The 14,476-nt window shown below is 62.7% G+C and carries 12 protein-coding genes and 2 pseudogenes; all 14 read right to left on the bottom strand.

What is annotated here, in order from left to right:
* Positions 1–186: 186 nt before the first annotated feature.
* Positions 187–1,137: pseudogene (locus NHH73_10170) on the bottom strand (methyl-accepting chemotaxis protein).
* 195 nt (positions 1,138–1,332) lie between these two features.
* A pseudogene (locus NHH73_10165) lies at positions 1,333–1,797 on the bottom strand (MCP four helix bundle domain-containing protein).
* Positions 1,798–1,986: 189 nt separating this feature from the next.
* Positions 1,987–2,583, bottom strand: a complete 597-nt coding sequence (locus NHH73_10160) for a MarC family protein (protein ID USX28618.1) — start codon at positions 2,581–2,583, stop codon at positions 1,987–1,989.
* A 53-nt stretch (positions 2,584–2,636) separates the two neighbouring features.
* Positions 2,637–3,182, bottom strand: a complete 546-nt coding sequence (locus NHH73_10155; GenBank protein ID USX28617.1) for a phosphoribosyltransferase — start codon at positions 3,180–3,182, stop codon at positions 2,637–2,639.
* A 12-nt stretch (positions 3,183–3,194) separates the two neighbouring features.
* Entirely contained in the window at positions 3,195–4,505 is a 1,311-nt protein-coding gene (locus NHH73_10150; protein USX28616.1) for an adenylosuccinate synthase, read from the bottom strand.
* A 4-nt stretch (positions 4,506–4,509) separates the two neighbouring features.
* Positions 4,510–5,670, bottom strand: coding sequence for an ATP phosphoribosyltransferase regulatory subunit (locus tag NHH73_10145; protein USX28615.1), 1,161 nt, complete (start codon positions 5,668–5,670; stop codon positions 4,510–4,512).
* Between the two features lie 229 nt (positions 5,671–5,899).
* A complete protein-coding gene (gene hflC, locus NHH73_10140) occupies positions 5,900–6,817 on the bottom strand; it encodes a protease modulator HflC (protein ID USX28614.1) in 918 nt (305 codons plus the stop codon).
* Entirely contained in the window at positions 6,817–8,103 is a 1,287-nt protein-coding gene (gene hflK, locus NHH73_10135) for an FtsH protease activity modulator HflK (protein ID USX28613.1), read from the bottom strand. Before hflK ends, hflC begins: the two co-directional genes overlap by 1 nt.
* A 17-nt stretch (positions 8,104–8,120) precedes the next feature.
* A complete protein-coding gene (gene hflX / locus NHH73_10130; protein ID USX28612.1) occupies positions 8,121–9,350 on the bottom strand; it encodes a GTPase HflX in 1,230 nt (409 codons plus the stop codon).
* A gap of 42 nt (positions 9,351–9,392) precedes the next feature.
* Positions 9,393–9,629: an RNA chaperone Hfq gene (hfq, locus tag NHH73_10125; protein USX28611.1), complete on the bottom strand. Its 237-nt coding sequence runs from the start codon at positions 9,627–9,629 to the stop codon at positions 9,393–9,395.
* A 214-nt stretch (positions 9,630–9,843) separates the two neighbouring features.
* A complete protein-coding gene (der, locus tag NHH73_10120; protein ID USX28610.1) occupies positions 9,844–11,190 on the bottom strand; it encodes a ribosome biogenesis GTPase Der in 1,347 nt (448 codons plus the stop codon).
* A gap of 4 nt (positions 11,191–11,194) precedes the next feature.
* Positions 11,195–12,331, bottom strand: a complete 1,137-nt coding sequence (bamB, locus tag NHH73_10115) for an outer membrane protein assembly factor BamB (GenBank protein ID USX28609.1) — start codon at positions 12,329–12,331, stop codon at positions 11,195–11,197.
* A 60-nt stretch (positions 12,332–12,391) separates the two neighbouring features.
* A complete protein-coding gene (locus NHH73_10110; protein USX28608.1) occupies positions 12,392–13,057 on the bottom strand; it encodes a tetratricopeptide repeat protein in 666 nt (221 codons plus the stop codon).
* A gap of 61 nt (positions 13,058–13,118) precedes the next feature.
* Positions 13,119–14,471 (bottom strand): histidine--tRNA ligase, encoded by a 1,353-nt coding sequence (hisS, locus tag NHH73_10105; protein ID USX28607.1) that lies wholly within the window; start codon positions 14,469–14,471, stop codon positions 13,119–13,121.
* Between the last annotated feature and the right edge of the window lie 5 nt (positions 14,472–14,476).

Here is a 14,476-nt window from a genome sequence, read left to right as displayed (position 1 = left end):
GTCAAAAAATATAACCGATTACTTTAATGGAAATGTAACCGGTTACATTCTGTTTTGAAAAGTCTACTCGCGTTCGCCGCGCACTGTAAAGACTTTTTTATAAGTTTGCCATCGCGCGCATCGGCCCGGCGGGCTGCTGAAGGCAGCGGGCGGCGCGATGCCGTCCCGCCGGTGTTCGACTTCCAACTAGCGGCTCATGCCAAGCGCGGGCACCGCGCGCGACGGCCTGACAGGACGGCGCGCCGACATCGATACGCCGGCGCCATCGTCGGCCACGATGAAGCGGGCGACGGCGTCGCGCAGGCTTTGCGCCTGGTCGGCCATCGACTGCGCGGCGGCGGTGGCCTGCTCCACCAGCGCGGCGTTTTGCTGGGTCACCGCGTCCATCTGGACGATGGCCTGGTTGACCTGTTCGATGCCCGCGCTTTGCTCGTTCGACGCCGTGACGATCTCGCCGATAATGTGCTGCACCGTGGTCACCGCCTTGACCACATCGTCCATCGTGCGTCCCGCCTCGTCCACCAAACCGGCGCCGTCGGCCACGTAGCCGGCCGAAGCCTGGATCAAATCCTTGATCTCCTTGGCCGCCGTGGCGCTGCGCTGCGCCAGCGTGCGCACCTCGCTCGCCACCACCGCGAAGCCGCGCCCCTGCTCACCGGCGCGCGCCGCCTCCACGGCGGCGTTCAGCGCCAGGATGTTGGTCTGGAAGGCGATGCCCTCGATAACGGCAATGATCTCGGTGATCTTGGTCGAGCTGCGCGAGATGTCGCTCATGCTGGTGACCACGCGCTGCACCACCTCGCCGCCGGCGACAGCGATGCCGGACGCGTTGCGCACCAGGTTGTCGCCGTCAAGCGCGTTGCGCGCGTTCTGCTTCACGGTCGACGTCAACTCCTCCATGCTGGACGCGGTTTCCTCCAGCGACGACGCCTGTTCCTCGGTGCGCTGCGACAGGTCGGCATTGCCCTCGGCGATTTCCGCCGCCGCGACGGCGATCGAATTGGCCGACGCCTTGATGCCCGAAACGATGCCGTTCAACTGCTTGCGCATCGATTCGAGCGACGCCATCAAGCTGTCGCTATCGCCTTGCAGCGGCACGTGGACCTCCAGATTGCCGTCGGCGATCTGGCGCGCCACGTCCTGCGCCAGCGACGGTTCGCCGCCCAGTTGACCCAGGATGCTGCGCGCCACCCACACGCCGGTGGCCAGCGCAAACGCGATCGCCGCCAGCGCCATGGCCATAATCAGTTTGCTCGAGACCTCGGCCATACCGGAAGCCTCCTCGCCGCTGTCGCGGTTGACCTGCTCTTCCAGCGCCTGCAGCTCGGTCAGCACGGCCGTCCAATTGCGTTGTTTGGCGCGCAGCTCGCCCATCAGCAGCGCGGTCGCCTCCTCCGGTTTATTGGCAAGTCCGAGTTCGGTCGCCTGCTTAAACAGCGGCATCGCCGCCGCCTCGACGTCTTTCAGCGACGCGAACAAGGCGCGCTCCTTCGCGGTGGTTTCGGCGTCGTCGTCGAGGATTTTTCCCAGCTTTTGATAGGCGTCGGCATACGCCAGTTCCTGCGTGCGGATTCGGTCCACTTCAAGCTGCATCGAGGGCATGTCGTTGAGCAGCGCCAGATTGCGCACGGCGATAAAGCGGTCCTGCTGGCTGGCGCGAAGCTCCACGGCGAGCGTGCTTTGCACGCTATTCACATAAACGATTTCCGTCAGACTCGCCTTCAGCTTGTACAAGCTCACGATGCCGAGAATGGAAATGGTGATCAGCAAAACCAACAGGATGCCGAAGCCGCCCATCATGCGCGTTTTCACACTCAAGTTTTTCATATGCCTGCCTTCCGCGATGTGCACCGCTTGCGTAATTGTTAAATGTCGAAGAATTTCCCATGGGAATTATATATTTGACAAATTTAACTAGCAAGTCCGGGCTACGGAAAACCCGACATCGTTGTGCGCTGACGACGGCGCGGCGGCCGCCGTCAAAACTCACAGGGTCTTGACGAACTCCCGGATCCCACTTAGCAGCATCTCGACCGACATCGCCGTCAGGATCAGGCCCATGAGGCGTTCGAACGCCGTCATCACCTGCGGGCCGAGCACCTTCTGCAGCTTCTCTGCGCTGAGGAACACCAGCAGCCACACCACCGCCACCGCCGCCAGCGCGGCCACGTGCACCATCACCTCGCCGGTGCTCTCGCTGGAGAACAGCAGCACCGTGGCCAGCGCCGACGGACCTGCCAGCGCGGGTATCGCCAACGGCACGATGAACGGCTCGCCGCCATCGGTGCGGCCCAACACGCCGTCCGGATGCGGGAAGATCATGCGGATCGAAATCAGCAGCAGGATCACCGCGCCGCCGATGCGCAGCGCCACCTCCGACAGATGCAGCGCCGCCAGGAAGTGGCGGCCGAAGAACATGAAGATCAACAGCAGCACAAACGCGATCGCGCATTCCCGAATCACGATGCGCGAACGGCGCGCCGGCGGCACCGGATTGAGCACGCTGGCAAACAGCGGCACGTTCCCGAAAGGGTCGGTCACGAGAACCAGCAAAATGAAGGTCTGGAAGAAGTCTTGGGTCATATGTTTTTTTTATTGAATAAAAAAGGGAGCCGAAGCTCCCTTGGTCGAACAGCTTATTGAGCCGCTTCGCCTTTTTTGATCCACGCCGCCAGTTGATGCGGACGCAGACCGTCGTAGTCCTCGAACGGCTGGTGGATCCACGGATTGTGCGGCAGTTCCTCCATCTGATAGTCCGGCTTGAAGGCCGAGCTGCCCTTGGTCCAGATCACGGCCGATTTCACATCGGTGACGCCTTCGAAGTTGTCCTTCAAATGCTTCATCACCTTGATCAGGGTGACGCCGGAATCAGCCAGGTCGTCGACCAGCAGGATCTTGCCGGAGAGCGGGCCCTTGGTCATCGTCATGTACTTGGCGATGTCCAGGTCACCGCGCACGGTGCCCGCTTCTTCGCGGTAGCTGCTGGTCGACAGGATCGCCAGCGGCACGTCGAAGATGCGCGAGAAGACGTCGCCCGGACGCACGCCGCCGCGCGCCAGGCACAGGACCATGTCGAACTTCCAGCCGGATTCATGGACCTTCAGCGCCAGGCGCTCGATCAGGCGGTGGTATTCGTCCCAGGACACCCACAGGTGTTTTTCGTTCGATTGCGGATCGCTCATATTAATTCCTTATTATTCGAACGGATGACGCAGAACGATCGTCTCTTCACGATCCGGACCGGTCGATACCATGTCGACCGGCACGCCGACCAACTCTTCGATACGTTTGATGTAGGCGCGGGCGGTGGCCGGCAGCGCTGCCAGCGATTTCGCGCCGACGGTGCTTTCGGTCCAACCCGGCATTTCTTCGTAGACCGGCACGCAGCGCGCGGCTTCCTCTGCGCCCGACGGGAAGATGTCGACGGCCACGCCGTCGATGGTGTAACCAGTGCACAGCTTGAGCGTTTCCAGGCCGTCCAATACATCCAGCTTGGTCAGGCACATGCCGGTGACGCCGTTGATCTGCACCGAGCGACGCAGCAGCGCGGCGTCGAACCAGCCGCAGCGACGTGCGCGGCCCGTGACGGTGCCGAACTCGTGGCCCACTTGCGCCAGGTGGTGGCCAACGCCGGCATCGGTCGGCAGCTCCGAAGGGAACGGGCCGGAACCGACGCGGGTGGTGTAGGCCTTGGTGATGCCCATGATGTAGTGCAGCATGTTCGGACCGACGCCTGCGCCGGCGGCGGCGTTACCGGCCACGCAGTTCGACGAGGTGACGAACGGATAGGTGCCGTGGTCGACGTCCAGCAGCGAGCCTTGCGCGCCTTCGAACAGCAGGTTGGCGCCGGCCTTGTGCGCGGCGTACAGCGCGCTTGAAACGTCGGTCACCATCGGGCGCAGGCGCGGCACGTAGGCCAGCGCATCGTCCAGGGTTTTCTGGTATTCGATGCGCGGGGCCTTGAGGTAGTGCTCCAGCACGAAGTTGTGGTAGTCGAGGTTCTCGGCCAGCTTTTCGGCGAAGCGCTTTTCGTTCAGCAGGTCGGCGACGCGGATGGCGCGGCGCGCCACCTTGTCTTCGTAGGCCGGGCCGATGCCCTTGCCGGTGGTGCCGATCTTGGCTTCGCCGCGGGCGGCTTCACGGGCCAGGTCCAGCGCGGCGTGGTAAGGCAGGATCACGGGAGCGGCGTCCGACACTTTCAGGCGCGACGCGACTTCGACGCCGACTTTTTCCAGCTTGTCGATTTCGCGCAGCACGTCCGGCACCGACACCACCACACCGTTACCGATGTAGCAGGCCACGCCCGGACGCATGATGCCCGACGGGATCAGCTGCAGCGCGGTCTTGACGCCGCCGATGACCAGCGTATGGCCGGCGTTGTGGCCGCCCTGGAAGCGGACCACACCTTGTGCATGATCGGTCAACCAGTCGACGATCTTGCCCTTGCCCTCATCGCCCCACTGGGTACCGATGACGACGACGTTCTTTGCGTTTTTCTTTGACATCACACTAACCTAAGTTTTTAAGAATCCAGTTGCTACCACTATCGTCGAGTACCAGAGCGCGGTCGCACTCGAACTCGTCCAGCTCGCTGCTGTGACCCGGCATACTTTGGATCACGACTTCGCCGGACTTGCGCAGCTCGGCGATTTTTTCTTTCAATTCAGGCGCGTTGCCCCACGGAGCGCGGATCGACTGCTTGCGTTCCGCCGTGGGCAGCAGGCGCGCCAGCTCGCGCAGGTCGAGCGAGAAGCCGGTGGCGGGACGCGCCCGGCCAAAAGCTTCGCCTACGTGATCGTAACGGCCGCCGCGCGCCACCGCGTTCGGCAAGCCTGGCACATACAGCGCGAACATCGCGCCGCTTTCGTACTGGTAGCCGCGCAGGTCGGCCAGGTCGATCGCCACTTCGGCGCGGCCCAGCGCGGACGCGGCCAGCGCGGCCAGTTCGGCCAGCGCCTTGGACATGCCCGGCAAATCGGGCAGCGTCTCGCGCGCCTTTTTCAATACTTCGATGTCGCCGTACAGGTTCGGCAACGCCAGCAAAGCCTCGCGCACCTGCGGCGCGTAGCTGGCGGTGATCGCCTGCAGGCCCGGCACGTCCTTGGAGCGCAGCAGCGCGTACAGCGCCGCTTCATCCCTGGCCGCGTTGGCGTCGCCGTCGAGGATCACGCGCAGCACGCCGGCGTGGGCCAGGTCCAGCCGCACCTCGTTGAAACCGGCCAGCGCCAGGGAGGCCAGCGACAGCTCGAGGATCTCGGCGTCCGCTTCCAGGCCGGCGTGGCCATAAATCTCGGCGCCGATCTGCAGCGGCTCGCGGGTGGTGTGCAGGCCCGAAGGACGGGTGTGCAGCACGCTGCCGACGTAGCACAGGCGCGTGACCGAGTCGCGGTTCAACAGGTGGGCGTCGATGCGCGCCACCTGCGTCGTCATGTCGGCGCGGATGCCCAGCATGCGGCCGGAGATCTGGTCGACCAGCTTGAAGGTGCGCAGATCGGTGTCCTTGCCGGCGCCGGCCAGCAGCGATTCGACGTACTCGAGCATCGGCGGCATGACCAGTTCGTAACCGTATAGACGGAAGTTATCCAGCATCAGACGACGCAGTTCTTCAATCTTGCGGGCTTCCGACGGCAAAACGTCGGCGATATTCTCGGGCAAAAGCCAATTCGGCATGGGAAACTGGATACGGAAAAATTAAAAAACGAATAATGCGGCGAACGTGGCGCTGCCATAAAAGCGGCGGGCCGAACCTGATATTTTACGCGAAAATGCGTGGGGGGAGGGAAAAATTGGCTCTGCGGAGGCTGATTGCCGGCTTAACCCGCACTGCCATGCAGGGTCGTACCCCTTGGGGTACGACCCTTAAGCTGGGACGCGGGCGTCTCGCTTAAGCTTGCCGGGTTTACTTCTTCGGCGCCGCCGGTGCCGACGGCGCGCCGCCGGTGCCCGAGCTCTTGAAGTACTTGAAGTAGTCCGAGCTCGAATCCATCACCATCACGTCGCCATGGTTTTTGAACGTGGCGCGGTACGCTTCCAGGCTGCGATAGAACTTGTAGAACTCCGGATTGCGGCCGAACGCCTCGGCGTAGATGGCCGACGCCTTGGCGTCGCCCTCGCCGCGCATCGTTTCCGCTTCGCGATACGCCTCGGCCAGGATCACGGCACGCTGACGGTCGGCGTCGGCGCGGATCTTCTCCGATTCGGCGGCGCCGGTCGAACGCAGCTCGTTGGCCACGCGCAGGCGCTCGGCCTTCATGCGCTCGTACACCGAGTTGTTAATCTGCTCGACATATTCGACGCGCTTCAGGCGCACGTCGATGATCTCGACGCCGATCTGCGCCGCTTCCTGGACCACCTTGGTGCGGATCGCCTCCATCACCTGCCCGCGCTTGCCCGAAATGACTTCGCTCACGGTGTGCTTGGTGATTTCCTCGTTCAGCGCCGCCTTGACGATGACCGACATGCGGTCGCGCGCGCGGGTCTCGTCGCCGCCGAAGGTGACGTAATACAGCTTGGCCTGGCCTTCGTTGCGGCCGATGCGCCACTTGACGAAGCTGTCAACCAAGATGTTCATCTTCTCGGCGGTGATGAAGCGCTCGGCGTCGGCCGACTCGATCGTCAGGATGCGGTTATCCAGATACAGCACGTTCTGGAACGGCGGCGGCAGTTTGAAGTGCAGCCCCGGCTCGCGGATGACTTCCTTGATCTGGCCCAGCGCGAAGACGATCGCGTACTTGCGCTGGTCAACGACGAACACCATCGACGACAGCAACAGCAACGCGACGAAAACAGCAATGAGGGAACTAGCTATGCGATTCATTAACGACCCTCCCGGTCACGTCCGGACTCGCGCGAGCGCGAATCGCGCTGGCGGGTTACTTCAACCGATGGCATGACTTCCGACGGCAACGTCGCCGTCGCCGGTGGCGTCGCCGCCTTGGCCGCCGCCGTGGCGTCGGTGGCCGCCGCCTGGGCGATCAGTTTGTCCAGCGGCAGATACAGCAGATTGCTGCCGCTCTTGGCGTCGACCATCACCTTGCTGGCGCTCGAATAAATCTGCTGCATGGTTTCCAGATACATGCGGTCGCGCGTCACGCCCGGCGCCTTCTGGTACTCGGTCAGCACCTGCTTGAAGCGGGCCGCGTTACCGGTGGCGTTTTCGGTGACCATCGAGCGATAGGCTTCGGCCTCCTGCAGCAGACGCGAAGCGTAGCCGCGCGCCTTCGGAATGACGTCGTTGGCGTAGGCCTGGCCTTCGTTCTTCTGGCGTTCCAGATCCTGGCCGGCCTTGACGGCGTCGTCGAAGGCGCCCTGCACCTGCTCCGGCGGCTGCACCGCCTGCAGCGTGACGTTCGAAATCAGCACGCCGGAGGCGTAGCGGTCGAGGATCACCTGCATCAGCTGCTGCGTTTCGAAGGCGACCTTGTCGCGGCCCTCGTACAGCACGAAGTCCATCTTGTTCTTGCCGACGATTTCGCGGATCGAGGTCTCGGCGACCTGGCGCACCGTCTCCTCTTCATCGCGGTTGTTCATCAGCCATGCGACCGGGTCCTTCAGCTTGAACTGCACCGCGAACTGCATGTCGATGATGTTCTCGTCGTCGGTCAGCATCAGCGATTCGCCGGTCTGCTTGTTCTTGACGTTGCCGCGGTAGCCCACTTCGATCATGCGCATCTGCGAGACCTTGACCGTCTCGTCGCGCTGGAACGGATACGGCCAGCGCCAGTTGAAACCGGAGCCGGTGGTGTGGCTCACTTTACCGAAGGTGTAGACGATACCGGTCTGGCCCTCCTGCACGATGAACGAGCCGCTGGCGAGCCAGATCAGCAAGGCCACCACGCCGACCGCGCCGGCGGTGGCGCGCATGCCTGCCGAATCGGGACGCGGTCCGCCTGGACCGGCGGGGCCGCCGTTATTGGGACCGTCGGGACCTTTTTTCTGGCCGAAGAAGCTATTGAGGCGCTGATTGAAATCGCGCCACAGCTGCTCCATGTCGGGGGGGCCTTCGCCAGGCTTTTTGCCTTCGTTCGCTTGCGGCTCGCCGTCCTTCTTGTCCGAGCCCCAGCGGGGATCGTTCAGCGACGGCTTGAGGCCAAGACGTTTCATAATTGAGGAGACACGCATCAGTGTGATCCAACGTGATTAGGGGTGGGACTGCTATCTGCTTCCGAGTCGGAGATGGAGTCGGCGTCGCCGTCGGCTGCCTCCCCTTCGTCCGCCAGATCCGCTTCTTCGAATTCTTCTGTGTCGCCTGTCGGGTAGGCCTGGTTCAGCCTGGCGCCGGGCGCCGCCTTGGCCCATTCGACCACCGCCTCGCGCAGCAAATCGACGCCCTGGCCGGTGCGCGCGCTGAGGAAAACGCGGGAAATTTTAGCATATTCATCCCTTTCCACAGACGGCTCCAGGCCGGCCGCGTCGATCTTGTTCCACACCAAAATCTGCGGAATATGATCGGCGCCGATCTCCTTGAGCACCAGGTTGACCTGCTCGATCTGCTCCATGCGCACCGGCGACGAGGCGTCGACGACGTGCAGCAGCAAATCTGCGTGAATGGTCTCTTCCAGCGTGGCGCGGAACGCCGCCACCAGCTGGTGCGGCAGCTCGCGCACGAAACCGACCGTGTCCGAGAACACCACGTTGCCCACTTCCTGGCCCATGTAGACGCGGCGCGAGGTCGTGTCCAACGTCGCGAACAACTGGTCGGCGACGTAGACGCCAGCCTTGGTCACCGCGTTGAACAGGGTCGATTTGCCGGCATTGGTATAGCCGACCAGCGACACCGAGAACGTCTGGCTGCGTCCACGCGAACGGCGCTGCGTCTCGTGCTGCTTGCGCAGCTTGCCGAGGCGCGCGCGCAGAGCCTTGACCCGCTCGCCGATCAATCGGCGGTCGGTTTCAAGCTGCGTCTCACCCGGACCGCGCAAGCCGATACCGCCCTTTTGCCGTTCAAGGTGGGTCCAGCCGCGGATCAGGCGCGTGGCCAGATGCTGCAGCTGCGCCAGTTCCACCTGCAGCTTGCCCTCGTGGGAGGCGGCGCGCTGGGCGAAAATGTCGAGAATCAGGCTGGTACGGTCGAGCACCCGGATCTGCAGGCGCTTTTCCAGGTTGCGTTGCTGGGCCGGCGACAGCGCGTGGTTGAAGATGACGATTTCGATGGCGTGATCGAGCACGGCCAGACCGATCTCGTCGGCCTTGCCGCTGCCAACGAAATACGCCGCGTCAGGAGAGGAACGCTTTGCCGTGATCGTCGTGACAGGCTCCGCGCCTGCTGAACGGGCCAGCAGTTGCAGTTCCTCGACGCTGGCGGCAAAGTCGCCCTGACCGAAATCGATACCGACTAGAGCTGCGCGCATAAGACGGTCAGGCAAGTTGGAAAGAAGCCGAGATGCAAGCGCTTATTCCGCTTCGGATTCAATGTTGAGATTGACGGCGCGGGCCGGCACTACCGTGGAGATGGCGTGTTTGTACACCATCTGGGTAACGGTGTTGCGCAGCAGTACGACGTACTGATCGAACGATTCAATGTGGCCCTGCAGCTTGATGCCGTTGACCAGATAGATCGAGACAGGAACATGCTCTTTGCGCAAGGCATTGAGGAATGGGTCTTGTAACAGTTGCCCTTTGTTGCTCATAACAGCTCCATTTTATGTTGTTGTGTTGGAATTGGAGGCGAAACGCTTAATTTCAAGTGCGATTTCAAGTACGTGGCCCAGCGAAAGTCAAATGATTTCCGCTGAAACACCGCTCGCCACGCCGGGAATGGTGCTTCTAAGCCACTGTAACCTGTTTTGACAATTTTTGCAGGGGAGTCCCGTACAAAAGCGCCAAAATTCTCTTATTTTTTTCTTATTTAGCCGGCGTCTTGGAGAACGGATTTTTACCGGTGCGCAGCTCGATGCGCAACGGCGTGCCGACCAGCTGGAACGTGTCCCGGAAATGTTTTTCCAGGTAACGCTTGTAGGGCTCGCCGACGGCGTCCAAGGCGTTGCCGTGAATAACGATCACCGGTGGATTCATGCCGCCCTGGTGCGCATAGCGCAGCTTCGGACGGATCGAACCCTTGCGGCGCGGCTCCTGCTTTTCCACCGCCTCGATCAGCGCGCGGGTCAGCTTCGGCGTCGACAAGTTGGCCGTGGCGGCGGCGTAGGCCGCATCGACCGACTTCATCAGTGGACCGATGCCCTGCGACTTCAACGCCGAGATGAAGTGCATCTTGGCGAACGACAGGAAGTCGAGCTTGCGGTCGATATCGATCTTGATCTCGTCGCGCTCGTCAGTGCGCAGGCCGTCCCACTTGTTGACGGCGATCACCAGCGCGCGGCCCGTCTCCAGCACGAAGCCGGCGATGTGGGCGTCCTGCTCGGAGATGTCCTGCTGGGCGTCGAGCATCAGCACGACCACGTTGGCCTCGGAGATCGACTGCAGCGTTTTAACGACCGAGAACTTCTCGATCGCCTCGAACACCTTGCCGCGGCGGCGGATACCGGCCGTGTCGATCAAGGTGTACTGCTTGCCTTCGCGCTCGAACGGAATCTCGATCGAATCGCGGGTGGTGCCTGGCATGTCGAAAGCGATGACGCGCTCTTCGCCGACCAGCGTGTTGATCAGGGTCGACTTGCCCACGTTGGGGCGGCCCACCAGCGCGATCTTGATGCCGTGGTCGGCCTTGTCCAATTCCTCCGGGTCTTCCGGACGCTGGGCGAAGGCCAGGTTCAGCGCCTCCTCCACCAGGTCGGCGACGCCGTCGCCGTGGGCCGACGAGATCGAGTAAGGCTCGCCCAGTCCCAGCTCGTAGAAGTCGGCGACGACGGCGGTGTAGCGCATGCCCTCGGACTTGTTCACGACGAGCATGACCGGACGGCCGCTTTTACGCAGGAAGTCGGTAATGGTTTTGTCATGCGGCGTCAGGCCCTGGCGACCGTCGACCAGGAAGACGACGATGTCGGCTTCGGCCACGGCCTGCTTGGTCTGCTTGGCCATCTGATGCATGATGCCTTCCTTGGCGACCGGCTCGAAGCCGCCCGTGTCGATGACGAGGAAGGGACGTTCGCCGACACGGCCCTCGCCATAGTGACGATCTCGCGTCAACCCAGGCAAGTCCGCCACCAGCGCATCGCGCGAGCGGGTCAGACGATTAAACAAGGTCGATTTCCCTACATTGGGTCGACCCACTAGTGCGATTACCGGCTTCATTGTATTACTCGACCGCGAGAGCGGTCACTGTCCCTGATTGGGTTTGAAAAATCAAATTCGCGCCGGCGATGACGGGGTCCGATTGGATCGGGCTTCCGTCGGTCGCGGCACGACCTATGTACGAACCATCTTCCCGCGACAGGAAGTGGACGTAACCCTGGTAGTCGCCGACTGCCACAGCGCGGCCGAACGACACGGGGGTCGACAGGCGGCGATACGACAGCTTGTCGTTCTTCCAGGCGTTGCCGCCGCTTTCGCGGCTATAGGCGGCAACTTCGCCTTTGTCGTCGGAGACGAATACAAAACGCTGATCCACCGCCACGCCCACGTCGGACGAAGTCGGCTTGCTCCAGTGCGGCGCGCCGGTGGTGGCGTCGAAGCAGGCCACGCGGCCCTGGTACGACACGGCGCAAACATCTTTTTCAAAGATCACCGGGGTGCCGGCGATGTCGGTCACCCGTTCCAGTTCGGTCGCGCCGCGCGGCTCGCCCACCACCAGTTCGAAGCGCTGCAGACCGCCGGCCAGGGCCAGCACCAGCAGTTTGCCGCCCGGTTGGGCGACGTACACGTTAGGGCCGTTGATCGTCATGCCCGGCGCATTGCGCAGGGTCAGGGCCGGCGTGGTGCGCGTCACGTTCCATTTTTTGGCGCCGGTCTTGGCGTCGTACGCGGTGATCAGGTTGTCGACGCTGCGCACCACCACCACGCCGCCGCCCACCACCGGGGAGGACAGCACTTCGCTGCTGGCCTGGCCCTTCCACAGTTCCTTGCCGTTGGCGTCGTACGCCAGGATCACGCCTTTTTTGCCGCCGACGACGATGGTTTCACCATCGCTGCCCACGCCGGCGGTCAGATCGACGCCTGTCTTGATGCGCCAGGCTTCCTTGCCGGTGGCCGCGTCCAGGCGCGCCAGCACGCCGTCGCCGTCGGCCACGTAGACGCTCTCGCCGACGACGGCCGGCGTAAAGACGGCGGTGCCGGCCTTGTTCATCGAGTACTTCCAAACGGTCTTGGGCACCATGCCGCCCTTGAGCTCCACCAGCGGCGCCGGCTGGTTCTTGGTGTCTTTCGAGCCAAACAAGGAACAACCGGCCAACATCGCGAACACACTTGCAGCAATAACTTTTTCGGTAATACGCATTTTTTAACCTTGATCTGGAGAGCTAAGCGGGCGCCGCGGCGCCCTTGCGGCATGACTTATTTAGGCGGCGCTTTTGGCGTCTTTGGCGTCGGCCGGCACGGAGCCGCCGATGGCCTCGAACTTCAGCTGGATCAGCTGGCGGCCCGGGTTCTTCTTGTCGGTCGCGTCCAGCGCGGCCTGGTAAGCGGCGCGGGCTTCGGCGATCTTGTTCTGCGCGGCCAGGATGTCGCCCTTGCGGTCGGCGATGGCACCGGCGAATTGCGGCGCCACGTCGCCCGACAACGCCTTCAGCGCGTCGTCATAGGCTTTTTCGTCCAGCAGGATGCCGGCCAGGCGAATCTTGGCCAGGGCCTTGAACTCGTCGCCGCCATGGTCGATCGCCCACTGCAGCTGCGCCTTGGCCGACTTGACGTCGTTGGCGTCGAAGCTGCTCTTGGCGGCCACCAGCGCGGCCATCGGCGCGTAGGTGGTGCTGCCGAATTTCGACTCCATGTCGCCGGCGGCGCGCAGCACTTTGACGTTGTCCTTGGCTTGCACGGCCGTTTGCAGTTCTTCGTACAGCGCCGAGGCCTGGTTCGATTGGTTGCGCTGATAGTAGTTCCAACCCGCCCAGGCGGAATAGGCGGCCAGGCAGGCGATCAGCACCCACGAGGTCAGGTTGCCGTATTTTTCCCACCAAGCTTTAAGAGTAGCGAGTTGTTCTTGTTCTTCGAGATCGTATGCCATGTCAGTTCGTCTGCTAGAGGATTAATGAATGCGTTAAAAAAACGTCGCTTAGTGCAACCGGTTAGTGATTGCAATGCTCGTCGTGCACGTGGTGGTGGTGGTCGCCGCTGCCGGTGATCTGGTCGACCAGGAAGTCGACGGCGTCGTCGAACGGCACCGTCGATTGCTGCATGTCGCCCTCCTCCGCGCGCATCGCCTTGACGGTGGCGGTGTGGTTGGCCACTTCGTCCTCGCCGATGATGACGGCGAACGAGGCGCCGCTGCCGTCGGCCTTTTTCATCTGCGTCTTGAAACTGCCAGGACCGTTGGCGGTCGAGGCGTGCATGACGACATCCAGGCCGGCGTCGCGGATACGTTCGCCCAGCACGAAGGCTTGCAGCTGTGCGGCCTCGCCCTGGTGCACCAGGTAGACGTCGCACTGGTTAGGCTGTTCCGGCTCGCCGGCTTCCTTCATCAGCTCCAGCAGTCGTTCGATACCCATGGCGAAACCGACGGCCGGTGTCGGCTTGCCGCCGAACGACGCGATCAGCGGATCGTAACGGCCGCCGGCGCACACGGTCCCTTGCGAGCCCAGTGCGTCGGTGACCCATTCGAACACGGTGCGGTTGTAGTAATCGAGGCCGCGCACCAGGCGGTTGTTGATCACGTACGGGATGTTGTTGTGGTCGAGGATCTTGCGCACGCCGTTGAAGTGGGCCAGCGATTCCTCGCCCAGGTATTCCATCAGCTTGGGCGCGCCATTGACCATCTCCTGCATCGCCGGATTCTTGGTGTCCAGGATGCGCAGCGGGTTGGTGTGCAGGCGGCGCTTGGCTTCGGCGTCGAGGATGTCTTCGTGCTTTTCCAGGTAGGCGATCAGGTCGACGCGGTGGCGCGCGCGCTCTTCGACGTCGCCGATCGAGTTCAGTTCGAGGCGGATGTTTTCCAGGCCCAGGTCATCCCACAGGCGGCGGCACATCATGATCAATTCGGCGTCGACGTCCGGGCCGTTGAAGCCGACGGCTTCGCAGCCGAACTGGTAGAACTGGCGGTAGCGGCCGCGCTGCGGACGCTCGTGGCGGAACATCGGGCCGGTGTACCACAGGCGCTTCGGGCCTTCGTAGACCAGATTGTGCTCGATCACCGCGCGCACCGCGCCGGCCGTGCCTTCCGGGCGCAGGGTCAGCTCGTCGCCGTTCATCGAATCGGTGAACGAGTACATTTCCTTCTCGACGATATCGGTCACGGCGCCGATGGCGCGCTTGAACAGCGCGGTGTCTTCGACGATCGGCGTGCGGATCTGCTGGAAGCCGTAGCTTTGCACGACCGATTGCGCGGTGTTTTCAAACAGCTGCCACAGATGCGAATCGGTCGGCAGGATGTCGTTCATGCCTTTGACGGCGGTGATCTTTTCAGCTTTTTTGTTTTCGGACATTTCGA

This window comes from Oxalobacteraceae bacterium OTU3CINTB1 (assembly GCA_024123955.1).
GTDB lineage: Bacteria > Pseudomonadota > Gammaproteobacteria > Burkholderiales > Burkholderiaceae_D > Rugamonas.
This window is presented reverse-complemented; position numbering and strand designations above follow the sequence as displayed.

Bases quoted from the DNA above. Each gene is read 5' to 3' on its own strand.
- NHH73_10160 (USX28618.1), bottom strand. From the start codon at position 2,583: ATGACCCAAGACTTCTTCCAGACCTTCATTTTGCTGGTTCTCGTGACC.
- NHH73_10155 (USX28617.1), bottom strand. From the start codon at position 3,182: ATGAGCGATCCGCAATCGAACGAAAAACACCTGTGGGTGTCCTGGGAC.
- NHH73_10150 (USX28616.1), bottom strand. From the start codon at position 4,505: ATGTCAAAGAAAAACGCAAAGAACGTCGTCGTCATCGGTACCCAGTGG.
- NHH73_10145 (USX28615.1), bottom strand. From the start codon at position 5,670: ATGCCGAATTGGCTTTTGCCCGAGAATATCGCCGACGTTTTGCCGTCG.
- hflC (USX28614.1), bottom strand. From the start codon at position 6,817: ATGAATCGCATAGCTAGTTCCCTCATTGCTGTTTTCGTCGCGTTGCTG.
- hflK (USX28613.1), bottom strand. From the start codon at position 8,103: ATGAAACGTCTTGGCCTCAAGCCGTCGCTGAACGATCCCCGCTGGGGC.
- hflX (USX28612.1), bottom strand. From the start codon at position 9,350: ATGCGCGCAGCTCTAGTCGGTATCGATTTCGGTCAGGGCGACTTTGCC.
- hfq (USX28611.1), bottom strand. From the start codon at position 9,629: ATGAGCAACAAAGGGCAACTGTTACAAGACCCATTCCTCAATGCCTTG.
- der (USX28610.1), bottom strand. From the start codon at position 11,190: ATGAAGCCGGTAATCGCACTAGTGGGTCGACCCAATGTAGGGAAATCG.
- bamB (USX28609.1), bottom strand. From the start codon at position 12,331: ATGCGTATTACCGAAAAAGTTATTGCTGCAAGTGTGTTCGCGATGTTG.
- NHH73_10110 (USX28608.1), bottom strand. From the start codon at position 13,057: ATGGCATACGATCTCGAAGAACAAGAACAACTCGCTACTCTTAAAGCT.
- hisS (USX28607.1), bottom strand. From the start codon at position 14,471: ATGTCCGAAAACAAAAAAGCTGAAAAGATCACCGCCGTCAAAGGCATG.